The following is a 12,065-nucleotide window of genomic DNA, read 5'->3' as shown; positions in this document are numbered from 1 at the left end:
TACCTACATCCATGTAGGCAACAAAGAGTGAATCGCTCCTAGGCAGAACCCGAAGGGCAGCACCTGTTTGGCATTGATGCTACGTTATCGCCTATTTATGGGGAATAACCACACCACATAGACTCTGCCTTGCCTAAATACCAAACAGGCTGCTGCAAATTTAACCTTGAAAGGTCAACAGACCCTAGTTTAACGCTATGCGCTCAAAAATACAAAAAGCCAGCAAAAAGCTGGCTTTAGTGGTTATATAATGAAATATAGTGTTTAGTTAACAGTATTTAAACCTTGGTTTATACCCACTAAGTCTTCGCGGCTTAATGTGCCTGTTGCTTGTTTTAGACGAAGCGTTGACACAACATAGCGATAACGCACATCAGCAAGATTACGCTTTGCGTTGTATAAGTTTTGCGTACTGACGAGCACATCAACAATGGTACGTGTACCCACTTCAAAACCCGCTTCCGTGGCTTTTAATGCGCTTTGTGCTGAAATAACCGCTTGTTCAAGCGCTTTATAGGTCGCAATATCAGATACCACTTGGTTATAAGAAGTAATAACAGAGCGAGTTACTGCACGATAATCGGTTTCAAAATCTTGGCTCGCAGCAACGTAAAATGCACGTGCTTGATCTGTTGCAGCAACCGTTGCGCCACCTGAGTAAAGTGGTACGCTAAAGTTTAGTCCAATAGAGCTTGAATCTGAACGAGGTTGATCGTCAAAACTAACGCCATTTAACTCACTATCTGTTAATGAGTCGCCGTAGCTAGCATTTAACGTTAGTTTTGGGTAATGACCTGCTTTTGCGAGTTCAATTTGTTCTTTAGCTATATCAACCGTTATTTTTGATACTTGCAGATTTAAGTTTTTGTCTTTAGCTATTTTAACTAAATCAGTTGCAGGCGTACTTGGCTTAACAGTAGAAAACGTTTCGGTGTTTAACATATCTAGCTTTGCATGGTATTTACCGGTGATCTCACGTAGTTGCTCACGGGCTGTTTCTACCGCATTATTAGCAATGATTTCTTGCGCTACTGAGTTATCAAATTGTGCTTGTGCTTCATGTACATCGGTAATAGCCGTTAAACCTACAGCGTAACGTTGTTTAGTTTGTTCAAGTTGGCGCTCAATGGCACGTTTTTCAGCTTGTACAAATTCAAGGTTATCAATAGCGCTTAATACGTTAAAATAGCCTTCAGCCACACGTACTATTAAATCTTGTTTAGCAAAATCGTACTGGCCACTAGCTTGCAGTGCTTGTTTGTCAGCAATGCCGAGTGAATTCCACGCGCCCAAATCAAATAGCGTTTGGCTTAAGCTAATACCACGTCTGAATTGGTCCGTTTCACTTTCGACTTTAACTTGGTTTGATAAATCGCCTATGCTTTGAAAAGAGGTCGAGTCACTTTTTTCATAACTCATGCTTAAACCAATTTGCGGTAATAGTGCGCTCATAGCGCGATCGCTTTGGTATGATTGTGCATCAGCTTGGGCTTTTGCTTTTAAAACGGTAGGATCGTTGGCTGTTGCGATTTCAAAAACTTGAAGTAAATCTTCTGCATTGGCTACGGTTGAGCCCAATGCGCATGATAAACTAACCAGTGCAGCAAGGATGTTCTTTTTCATGTGATGTTCGGTCCTTAGACAATTTTTGTACTAGTAGCATGTTAACCTGTTTTAACTAATAACTAAAAAAAAAATTAGTAAAACAGCGTTCTCAAGTGTAACAGAATATATACCTAAATGACGTTGATGTATTTGCACCCTCAAAAAGGAAAGAATAGATGGCGAATAAAAGTCGTATTAAATTTACCCATGACGATGTGAGATTAAAACCAATTGAAAATTTGTATGATGGTTTTTTTAAAATAAACCTTTATCAATTTAAGCATGCCTTATTTGCGGGTGGAGAGTCTGAGGTAATTCGTCGAGAAATTCTTGAACGCGGAGATGCGGTCGCAGTTTTACCTTATGACCCAGTAACTGAGCAAGTGCTGCTAATTGAACAAATTCGAATTGGCGCAATTAAAAGCAAACACACGCCTTGGCTGTTAGAATGTATAGCGGGCATGACCGATGGCAGTGAAGATTACGAGTCGGTTGTTAAAAAAGAAGCGTTTGAAGAAGCGGGACTTAATTTAACAGAACTTGAGTTTATGTTGTCTTACCTTTCAAGCCCCGGCGGTACTACAGAGCGTTTGTTTTTATATTTAGCTCACGCCGACTTAAGCCAAATTAATACCGGTATATATGGCTTAGACACCGAAGGTGAAGATATTAAAACGCATATTATGGATTTAGATGAAGCATTTGAGCGACTCAATCGTGGCGAGATAGATAATGCGGCTACGGTAATTTGCTTGCAATGGTTAGCACTAAATCGCGACAGAATACGTAAGAAGTGGGCATAGTTTTTAATTTTTTAATAGTAATGGCGGTATTTTGACAGCACTTTTAACGACTAATCGATACATTCAAAGCCTTCCAAAGTATTTAACACTTTGTGAGCATAATTACGTACGCCTTTTAAAATTACTACCTCGTGAACGAGCGATTGGCAGTGTCAGAGAAATCAAACTGGGCCACAGTAAATTTGCCATCAACATAGATGATATTGCCAAGTACACCCTTGATATATCTATTAAACAGTTATCAGGAATGGTAAGTGATATTTCGCCTTTGTATTTAACAGTGCGCTTATATAATGATGCTAAGGTAGCCGAAATTGTCCACCATGATTACCACCAACGAATCAAACCTTCCTATGGCTACCCTAATCCTAAGATGCATCAAAAAGATGAAAAATATCAGTTGAATGCTTTTTTATATGATTGGTTGGTTGCCTGTGTAGAGCGAGGTCAATCAACACTTAATTGGGATGTAAATAATGGCTTGGTTTGATGATACGTATTATTTTGAGCAAGCCCAGCTTCGTATAGCCCATATAACGGATTGTCATCTTTTTAGCGATAAGCAGAGCGAGTATTTTGGGGTTAACACCGCAGATCATTTTACTAGGGCACTTTCAGATATAGCAAAACAGCAGCCTGATGCCTTGATATTTGGTGGCGATTTAACCCAAGATCACAGCTTTAATTCCTATTTATTATTTGCTGAACTGATTCATAATAGTGACCTTGATTGCCCCGTATTTTGGGTTCCCGGCAATCATGATGAAATTGATCAGCTCAATTTAATTAGTGGCGGGCAAATACAACGCGCTAAACATATTGTGGCGCAAGGGTTTGAACTGATATTAATTAATTCTAAAGGAAATACCCCTGCTGGGTGGGTGACGCCCTCGCATTTAGAGGAAATTATGGCGTGTTTAGTCGATTCAGATAATCGTCATATTGCATTTTGTCATCACAACCCACTGCCTATTAATGGCTACCTAGACAAACACATGCTAGAAAATGGGCCGCAGCTATTAAATTTATTAGTTAATAATGGCCGCGTTGATGCGCTGTTTCATGGGCATGTTCACAATAACTACCAACAGCAATTTAGAGAGCTTGATATTTACGCGACACCGGCCAGTTCCGTGCAGTTTACAAAGCACAGTGCTACTTGGCAGCAAGAAGATAAAGGGGCGGCTTATCGTATGCTGCACTTAAATGCTGAGCAACAAAAGGTGCATATACGCACGGACGTGGTATGGTTAAACGAGTAATCTATATTCACGGTTTTAATAGCTCTGAAAAATCATATAAAGCTGTGCGCTTTGGTGAGCTTATGGCACACTATGATGTTGATTATTGTGTGCCACGCTTAAATCATGAACCTATAGAGGCGATTATAGCGCTTGAACAACTATTAACACCGAATACCGTATTATTGGGCAGCTCGTTAGGTGGTTTTTTTGCCACGTATTTATCGCAGCGTTATCAAATTCCTGCGGTGGTAATTAATCCTGCCGTTGCCCCATATACATTATTAGAGCCTATACTTGGGCCTAATTATAATCCGTATCAAGATTATAATTACCAATTACAATCTCGTCATATAGATGCGTTAAAAGCATTAACGGTGACAGAGTTAAAACACCCTGAACTGTTGTATTTATTACAGCAAACAGGGGATGAAGTGTTAAATTTTCAGCACGCAATAAAGTATTACTCACAATGTAAACAGTTAATTGAATTTGGCGGCGATCATAGCTTTAATGGCTTTGAGCGAGCTTTTTCAAGCATTGTCGATTTTCTTAAAATCAGATATTAGCGTATATAAAGATAAAAACTATGACTCAACAAAATTATAACGCCGAAGCTATTGAAGTACTTAATGGATTAGAGCCGGTAAAACGCCGCCCAGGCATGTATACAGACACATCGCGCCCCAATCATTTAGGCCAAGAGGTTATTGATAACAGTGTTGATGAAGCAATGGCCGGGCATGCGACGCGTATTGATGTCATTTTGCATGAAGATAACTCACTTGAAGTGAGCGATGATGGTCGGGGGATGCCGATAGATATTCACCCTGAAGAAGGTATTCCTGGGGTTGAACTAATATTCACCAAATTACACGCAGGTGGTAAATTTTCAAATAAAAATTACCAGTTCTCTGGTGGTTTGCATGGGGTAGGTATCTCGGTCGTTAATGCGCTATCTACCCGCGTGGAAGTAACGGTTCGCCGTGACGCACAGCAATTTAGAATGGCTTTTGAGCATGGCGATAAAGTTGAAGATTTAAATGTTATTGGCTCAGTGGGTAAACGCAATACCGGTACTACCGTGCGCTTTTGGCCAGATACCAGCTATTTTGATTCTGCTAACTTTTCACTGACTAAGCTTAATCATTTATTAAAAGCCAAAGCGGTACTATGCCCAGGTTTGCGTATTAAGTTTGTAAATAAACAAACGAAAGAAACCCAAGAGTGGTTTTATGAAACCGGCTTAAAAGATTACTTAGTAGAAGCAGTTAAAGGCTATGAGATACTGCCTAAAGACCCATTTGTAGGTGAGTTTTCAAGTTCTATTGAAGGCGCTGATTGGGCCGTTGTATGGATGCCTGAAGGCGGTGAGTCAACAGCCGAAAGTTATGTAAACTTAATTCCTACCGCACAAGGTGGCACCCACGTAAATGGCCTGCGCCAAGGGCTTTTAGAGGCGATGCGTGAATTTTGTGAATTTAGAAACTTATTACCACGTGGTGTAAAGCTCACCCCAGATGATATTTGGGAACGTTGTAGTTATGTATTGTCGGTAAAAATGCAAGACCCACAATTTGCAGGGCAAACCAAAGAAAAACTCTCATCACGTTCATGTGCTGCGTTTGTATCGGGTGTCGTAAAAGATGCCTTTAGCTTATGGCTAAATGAGCACACTGACACCGCAGAGTTACTTTCTGAATTATGTATTTCAAATGCACAGCGTCGCTTACGCGCGGCTAAAAAAGTAGTTCGTAAGCGAGTTACTTCAGGCCCTGCATTACCAGGCAAACTGACCGATTGTAGTGCTGCTGATAATGACCGCACAGAATTGTTTTTAGTAGAGGGTGATTCAGCGGGTGGCTCAGCTAAACAAGCGCGAGATCGTGAGTTTCAGGCGATCATGCCACTAAGAGGTAAAATTTTAAATACTTGGGAAGTAGAATCAGGGCAAATTTTGGCCTCTCAAGAAGTGCATGATATTTCAGTGGCATTGGGTATTGACCCCGATTCAAGTGATTTATCAGGGCTGCGTTACAATAAAATATGTATATTAGCGGATGCTGACTCGGATGGACTGCACATTGCCACTTTATTGTGTGCCTTATTTGTGCGCCACTTCCCACAATTGGTAAAAACTGGGCATGTGTATGTTGCTATGCCACCGCTGTTTAGAATTGATATTGGTAAAGATGTTTATTACGCGCTTGATGAAGATGAAAAAACGGGCATTTTAGCGCGTATAGAAGCAGAGAAAAAACGCGGTAAGGTAAACGTGCAACGCTTTAAAGGCTTGGGTGAAATGAACCCGCTACAATTGCGTGAAACAACCATGGATCCAAATACCCGTCGATTAGTGCAGCTAACACTTGATGAAGAAGAACAAACAATGGAAATGATGGATATGTTACTTGCTAAAAAGCGTTCATCAGATCGCCGCCAATGGCTTGAAGATCACGGTAACAAAGCACAAGTTTAATAAGCCTTTGGGCTACAGGAGAGGCAAATGAAAAGACTATTTAGCACACTGTTGTTACTCTGCTTTATGTCATCGCCAGTGATGGCGAAAAATATTCTCGACAAGCTGACCGCTGCCCCAGGGTTTGAAATAAGCTTATTTGCTGATGATGTTGAAAATGCTCGGCAAATTGCAGTATCAAGCCGAGGTATAGTGTATGCAGGGTCGCGTAATGCGGGTAATGTGTATGCAATGATTGATCATAACAGCGATGGTGTGGCAGATAAAAAAATAGTGATTGCAGAGGGACTGAATATGCCCTCGGGTTTAGCGATTAAAGACGGTGACTTATATGTCGGTGAAGTGCACCGTATTATTCGTTTTAAAAATATCGATAAGCACCTCAAAAACCCTGAGTATGAAGTGTTTTATAGCGATTTACCGTCAGAGCGCCACCATGGCTGGAAGTTTTTACGCTTTGCGCCAAACGGCGAGCTGATTATTCCGGTGGGTGTTCCCTGTAATATTTGCGAGGAAGATCCTCGGTTTGGTCGTATTTTTTCGTTAAACACCGACACCAAAGAAATAACCACTTTAGCCAAAGGTGTGCGCAATACTGTAGGCTTTGACTTTCACCCTAGCACGCAAATGCTATGGTTTAGCGATAATGGCCGCGACATGATGGGGGATGATATTCCACCCGATGAGCTAAACCGCATCACTAAAGAAGAAGAACATTTTGGTTTTCCATACGTGCATGGTGGCGTTATTGTTGATCCGGAGTTTGGTGAAGGCAAAAACATTGCTGACTACACTCAACCTGCATTGGCATTGGGGGCGCATGTTGCGCCATTGGGTATTCATTTTTATACCGGCAAGCAGTTCCCTGATAGCTATAAACAACAGTTATTTGTAGCTGAGCACGGTTCATGGAACCGCTCTAAAAAGGTCGGTTATAAAGTGGCAGTGGCAACTATAGAAAATGCCAAGGTAACAAAGTATACGCCACTGATCACCGGCTTTATGCAAGACGAAACGACATTTGGACGCCCTGTTGCATTTGCACAATTAAATGATGGCAGTCTATTGGTAAGCGATGATTACGCAAACGTAATTTACCGCGTAAGCTATAAGAAAAACTAGGTAAGCTTTAATGAGTGATACAGATACCTTGCTAATGCAAGGAATTGAACAGCAAACAATGGGGCGTTTTACCGAAGACGCCTATTTAAATTATTCAATGTACGTGATCATGGATCGTGCCTTACCGCACGTTGGTGACGGCCTAAAACCCGTTCAGCGTCGTATTATTTATGCGATGAGTGAACTGGGATTATCGGCAAGTGCTAAATACAAAAAATCAGCCCGTACCGTGGGTGACGTATTAGGTAAATACCATCCTCATGGTGATAGTGCCTGTTATGAAGCCATGGTACTTATGGCGCAGCCGTTTTCTTATCGCTACCCGTTAGTTGATGGTCAAGGTAACTGGGGTGCTGCAGATGATCCTAAGTCGTTTGCGGCAATGCGTTATACCGAAGCGCGTTTATCTAAATTCTCTGAAGTATTACTTAAAGAGTTAGGCCAAGGGACTGTTGATTGGACGCCAAACTTCGATGGCACCATGGATGAACCATTAGTATTGCCATCGCGCTTACCGCATATATTACTTAATGGTGTCACCGGTATTGCTGTGGGTATGGCAACCGATATACCGCCGCATAATGTGCGTGAAGTAGCCAGTGCCTGTTGTTTATTACTTGATAAGCCAAAAACAGAGCTCGAAGAGTTATTGGATTTAGTGCATGCGCCTGATTATCCAACTGATGCTGAAATAATTACGCCAAAAGCTGATATTCACAAAATTTATAAAACCGGCCGTGGCTCAATTAAAATGCGCGCTGTGTATTGTGAAGAGCAGGGCGATATCGTCATTACCGCTTTGCCGCACCAATGTTCGGGTGCAAAAGTACTTGAGCAAATTGCAGCGCAAATGAACGCTAAAAAGTTACCAATGGTGGCTGACTTACGTGATGAGTCTGATCACGAAAATCCAACCCGTATTGTGATTGTGCCGCGTTCAAACCGAATTAAAGCTGAGCCATTAATGGCGCACTTATTTGCCACCACCGATCTTGAAAAAAATTACCGCGTAAATTTAAATATGCTGGGCTTAGATGGTCGTCCACAGGTTAAAGATTTACGTAGTATTTTAACAGAGTGGTTAACCTTTAGACGCGAAACGGTACGTCGTCGCTTGCAATATCGACTTGATAAAGTACTGGCTCGATTACATATTTTAGAAGGTTTACTGGCTGCCTTTTTAAATATTGATGAAGTTATAGAAATTATCCGCTCTGAAGATAAGCCCAAACCAATATTGATGGAGCGCTTTGATTTAACCGATATTCAAGCAGAAGCCATTTTAGAATTAAAACTTCGCCATTTGGCAAAACTTGAAGAGTTTAAAATTCGTGGTGAGCAAGACGAATTGGCAAAAGAGCGTGACAAATTAGAGCAAACATTAGGCTCAGACCGTCGCATGTCGACGTTGCTTAAAAAAGAAATTCAAGAAGCCGCAGAAATGTATGGCGACGATCGTCGCTCACCTGTTATTGAGCGTGTGGAAGCCAAAGCTCTGAGCGAAAAAGATTTAATCCCTTCAGAGTCTGTGACTGTTGTTTTATCTGATAAAGGTTGGGCACGGGTTGGTAAGGGTCATGACTTAGATGTAGAAGGATTAAATTACCGAGCTGGTGATGGTTATAGAGCATCAGCGAGAGGTAAAAGTAATCAGCCTGCGGTATTTTTAGATTCAGCTGGACGTGCATTTGCCACTGATGCTCATAGTCTTCCTTCTGCAAGAAGCCAAGGCGAGCCAATGACAGGGCGCTTTAATCTAACCTCAGGCGCAAGCTTTGAGCACGTAGTTATGGGTGAAGACGCTCAAGTATTGCTAATGGCTTCTGATGCCGGTTATGGCTTTATTACTGACTTTAAAGATTTAGTCAGCAAAAACAAAAACGGTAAAGCGTTAGTGAGTGTGCCAAAAGGGGGTGTGTTACTTTCGCCAATTCGCGTTAACGACGTGGCTACTGACTACTGTATGGCGATTTCTAACGAAGGGCGGATGTTGTTATTCCCACTGCGTGACCTACCTAAGCTAGGTAAAGGTAAAGGCAATAAAATTATTTCTATTCCGGGCGCTAAAGTACAAGCGCGCGAAGAGTTTGTAAAAGTATTAGCTGTTGTGCCGCAAGGCAGCAGTGTTACGCTGCATGCAGGTAAGCGTAAGCTGACCCTTAAACCAAGCGACCTTGAGCATTACCATGGCGAGCGAGGCCGCAGAGGGAACAAGTTACCTCGTGGTTTACAGCGCGTTGATGAAGCCGTGGTAGAGTTAACACCGCAACAAGTCGATGAGCCAAATTCAGACGCAGAGCCAAGTTAATCTTGAGATCAAATTAGAAAACGGCTTACTCAGGTAAGCCGTTTTTTTATGACTGTTTTATTTCAGCGCACGCTTGTGCGCTATTTTCTCGTCTGCGTAACAAAATAACGTTATAATAAAACAATACATGATTGTGGTTATATTGAAGAGGCGCACTTGCTAGCTGTTATACGTATTTTAATAATGCTGTTGTTTATATTATTAAGTTGTTTTTTTGGTTTGTTGTTATCAATTTTTAGACCATTTCATCCTAGTAATGTGCACGTTATTGCAAGTTGGTTTGGCTCAATGGCTAAAATGCTTGGGGTTAAATTAGAACTAAAATATCATCCTGATGCGCTTAAGGTGGGGCCTGCTGTGTATGTAGCGAATCATCAAAATAGCTACGATTTATTTACTATTCCAGCTATGGTACCAAAAAATTGTGTGAGCGTTGGCAAAAAAAGTCTTAAATGGATCCCATTTTTTGGTCAGCTTTATTGGTTGTCGGGTAATATTTTAATCGACCGATCAAATCGTTCAAAAGCTGCTGGCACAATCTCAAAAGCAGCGGCTAAAATAAAACAAAAAGGCTTATCGGTGTGGATGTTCCCTGAGGGGACGCGTAGTTATGGTCGTGGTTTACTCCCCTTTAAAACCGGTGCATTTCATACCGCAATGAGTGCAGAGGTGCCTGTTGTGCCAGTATGTATGAACACAACCGATAAAACCATTAAACTAAATCGCTGGGATAATGGTACAATTTACATTGAAATGTTAGCCCCCATAGCACTTGATAACAGTATCAGTGCCCGTGAACATGCTAAAAGTGTGCACAGTATTATGGCTGCTAAAATAACAGAATTAGATGCTCAAGTGAGAGAGAAATAATGGAAAACTGGCGTGAAATAAGTGAAGACATCGTAACTTCACTACTTGAAGATGGGTCCGATCCAGAAATTCTTTATGAAGTAGAGCACCACTTTGTATGTGAAGACTTTACTAAGTTAGAACAAGCGGCATTGGCTGCGTTTAAACTAGGTTACGATGTAGAAGAGCCAGCAGAACTTGAGCTTGAAGACGGTGAAAAAATTTGGAGTTTTGACATTGTTGTTGAAGCCGAATTAGATGTTGACGTTATAATGGAAGACGTTGATAAGCTTGCACAGCTTGCGGTTGAATGCGACGTAGAATACGACGGTTGGGGCACTTACTTTCAAGAGTAAGGGTTACCAATGCAAAAGGCGAACAATCATGTTCGCCTTTTTTGTGCCTTGTTGGAGCTGTATTGTAATTACAGCCACTTTTTATTTTTAAAGTAAATACCAATCCCACCAGTCAAAACAATTAAAAACACCACAAATGCAGTGAATGCATAAGGGCTTTCTGTTCCAGGTATACCGCCGACATTGACCCCCAATAATCCCGTTAGAAAGCCCAGCGGTAAAAATAAAGCAGCCACCACCGACATTACATACATCCGCTGATTTAATTGCTCAGAGACCTGATTTGTAATGGTTTGTTGGATAACAAGTGCGCGCTCTATTGAACTATCGAGCTCTTCTAAATAGCGAATAAGTAAATTGGTGGTTTCATTTAGCTTGGCTTTATCATCGTCAAAAAGCCATGGGTAATGATTATTAACCATGCTACTGAGTGCTTCTTTTTGTGGTTTTAAGTAACGCTTTAGCGCGATGGTTTGACGGCGAAGTTGCGACAAGCCTTGGTTATCAAACTTTTTACTGGGCTCATCAATTTCCTCTTCAAAATCATCTAAGCTTTCATCTAGCTCATCAATTACTGTTTGCATACGTGAAGTGAGCTTGTGCGCTAATGTACACACCAATTCAGAAATACTGCATGGCCCCTCATTATTATTCAACGAGGCTAGAATATCTTGCACTGATAATAATCGGCGCTTACGCGTGGTGATCACCACATCGTTATTTATAAATAACCGAATAGATACCATGTCTTCAGGGCTTTGTGCTGGGTTTAAGTTGATCCCGCGTAAAAATAACATATGGCCATTCGTTGTTGGCGTTATTCGTGGACGCGGTTCATCAGCAGTGAGTGATTCCAGTTCATAGTCGTTTAACAGCCCGCAGTTTTTTAACCAATCCACCGCATCTGTTTGGCTGTAGTCCATATGCACCCACAGTTTTCCATCAGTAGGTTGCCATTGGTGTAATTGCTTGCTGTTTTCTATGGGGCGTGCACCGCCTTTTTCATCAAGAATAAGTGCATGAAGTAAGCCATTAATCATAATAATTTCTCATCGGTAGTATGTTTTTAATACAGTTAACTGTAATGTATTTAGGATCTGTTTATCTTTCAAGGTTAAATTTCAGCAATCTATTTGATATTTAGGCAAGGCAGAGTGTGGTTATTCCCCATAAATAGGCGATAACACAGCATCAATGCCAAATAAGCGCTGCCCGAAGGGTTCTGCCTAGGGGCAATTAACTCTTTGTTGCCTACATGGATGTAGGTAAGGGGCGTGAGCAGGACGCGGAAGCTTTGCTCGT

At 41.4% G+C, this 12,065-nt stretch carries 11 protein-coding genes; 9 read left to right on the top strand and 2 right to left on the bottom strand.

Annotation, left to right across the window (positions count from 1 at the left end):
* Positions 1-264: 264 nt before the first annotated feature.
* Entirely contained in the window at positions 265-1,623 is a 1,359-nt protein-coding gene (tolC, locus tag CWC30_RS04610) for an outer membrane channel protein TolC (RefSeq protein ID WP_138562241.1), read from the bottom strand.
* Positions 1,624-1,781: 158 nt separating this feature from the next.
* On the opposite strand from tolC, the gene CWC30_RS04605 reads away from it, so the two are divergent.
* The 9 genes from CWC30_RS04605 (at position 1,782) to rraB (ending at position 10,763) form a co-directional block, all read left to right on the top strand.
* The gene (locus CWC30_RS04605) at positions 1,782-2,408 is read left to right on the top strand and encodes an NUDIX domain-containing protein (RefSeq protein ID WP_016900572.1); all 627 of its coding nucleotides are present in this window, start codon (positions 1,782-1,784) and stop codon (positions 2,406-2,408) included.
* A 31-nt stretch (positions 2,409-2,439) separates the two neighbouring features.
* Positions 2,440-2,898 (top strand): DUF1249 domain-containing protein, encoded by a 459-nt coding sequence (locus CWC30_RS04600; protein WP_138626548.1) that lies wholly within the window; start codon positions 2,440-2,442, stop codon positions 2,896-2,898.
* Entirely contained in the window at positions 2,885-3,670 is a 786-nt protein-coding gene (locus CWC30_RS04595) for a metallophosphoesterase (RefSeq protein WP_138626547.1), read from the top strand. Before CWC30_RS04600 ends, CWC30_RS04595 begins: the two co-directional genes overlap by 14 nt.
* Positions 3,655-4,218: a YqiA/YcfP family alpha/beta fold hydrolase gene (locus CWC30_RS04590; protein ID WP_008110593.1), complete on the top strand. Its 564-nt coding sequence runs from the start codon at positions 3,655-3,657 to the stop codon at positions 4,216-4,218. Before CWC30_RS04595 ends, CWC30_RS04590 begins: the two co-directional genes overlap by 16 nt.
* Before the next feature lie 20 nt (positions 4,219-4,238).
* A complete protein-coding gene (gene parE / locus CWC30_RS04585) occupies positions 4,239-6,128 on the top strand; it encodes a DNA topoisomerase IV subunit B (RefSeq protein WP_013465836.1) in 1,890 nt (629 codons plus the stop codon).
* Positions 6,129-6,155: 27 nt separating this feature from the next.
* The gene (locus CWC30_RS04580; protein WP_138626546.1) at positions 6,156-7,250 is read left to right on the top strand and encodes a PQQ-dependent sugar dehydrogenase; all 1,095 of its coding nucleotides are present in this window, start codon (positions 6,156-6,158) and stop codon (positions 7,248-7,250) included.
* Positions 7,251-7,260: 10 nt separating this feature from the next.
* Entirely contained in the window at positions 7,261-9,558 is a 2,298-nt protein-coding gene (parC, locus tag CWC30_RS04575; RefSeq protein WP_138626545.1) for a DNA topoisomerase IV subunit A, read from the top strand.
* A 156-nt stretch (positions 9,559-9,714) separates the two neighbouring features.
* Entirely contained in the window at positions 9,715-10,428 is a 714-nt protein-coding gene (locus CWC30_RS04570) for a 1-acylglycerol-3-phosphate O-acyltransferase (protein WP_036980160.1), read from the top strand.
* Positions 10,428-10,763 (top strand): ribonuclease E inhibitor RraB, encoded by a 336-nt coding sequence (rraB, locus tag CWC30_RS04565; protein ID WP_008110603.1) that lies wholly within the window; start codon positions 10,428-10,430, stop codon positions 10,761-10,763. Before CWC30_RS04570 ends, rraB begins: the two co-directional genes overlap by 1 nt.
* 68 nt (positions 10,764-10,831) lie before the next feature.
* Here the strand turns inward: rraB and CWC30_RS04560 are convergent, their stop codons facing one another.
* Complete coding sequence (locus CWC30_RS04560; protein WP_069439870.1) at positions 10,832-11,803, bottom strand: zinc transporter ZntB; 972 nt, start codon at positions 11,801-11,803, stop codon at positions 10,832-10,834.
* Positions 11,804-12,065: the final 262 nt, after the last annotated feature.

The organism is Pseudoalteromonas sp. S4741 (assembly GCF_005886135.1).
GTDB lineage: Bacteria > Pseudomonadota > Gammaproteobacteria > Enterobacterales > Alteromonadaceae > Pseudoalteromonas > Pseudoalteromonas tetraodonis.
Note: the sequence above shows the minus strand (reverse complement) of the source record. Positions and strands in the feature narration are given on the sequence as shown.

What these genes read in the sequence shown, in the direction of transcription:
- rraB (WP_008110603.1), top strand. Translation starts at nt 10,428, where the DNA reads ATGGAAAACTGGCGTGAAATAAGTGAAGACATCGTAACTTCACTACTT.
- CWC30_RS04605 (WP_016900572.1), top strand. Translation starts at nt 1,782, where the DNA reads ATGGCGAATAAAAGTCGTATTAAATTTACCCATGACGATGTGAGATTA.
- CWC30_RS04595 (WP_138626547.1), top strand. Translation starts at nt 2,885, where the DNA reads ATGGCTTGGTTTGATGATACGTATTATTTTGAGCAAGCCCAGCTTCGT.
- CWC30_RS04560 (WP_069439870.1), bottom strand. Translation starts at nt 11,803, where the DNA reads ATGATTAATGGCTTACTTCATGCACTTATTCTTGATGAAAAAGGCGGT.
- parE (WP_013465836.1), top strand. Translation starts at nt 4,239, where the DNA reads ATGACTCAACAAAATTATAACGCCGAAGCTATTGAAGTACTTAATGGA.
- CWC30_RS04590 (WP_008110593.1), top strand. Translation starts at nt 3,655, where the DNA reads ATGGTTAAACGAGTAATCTATATTCACGGTTTTAATAGCTCTGAAAAA.
- parC (WP_138626545.1), top strand. Translation starts at nt 7,261, where the DNA reads ATGAGTGATACAGATACCTTGCTAATGCAAGGAATTGAACAGCAAACA.
- CWC30_RS04580 (WP_138626546.1), top strand. Translation starts at nt 6,156, where the DNA reads ATGAAAAGACTATTTAGCACACTGTTGTTACTCTGCTTTATGTCATCG.
- tolC (WP_138562241.1), bottom strand. Translation starts at nt 1,623, where the DNA reads ATGAAAAAGAACATCCTTGCTGCACTGGTTAGTTTATCATGCGCATTG.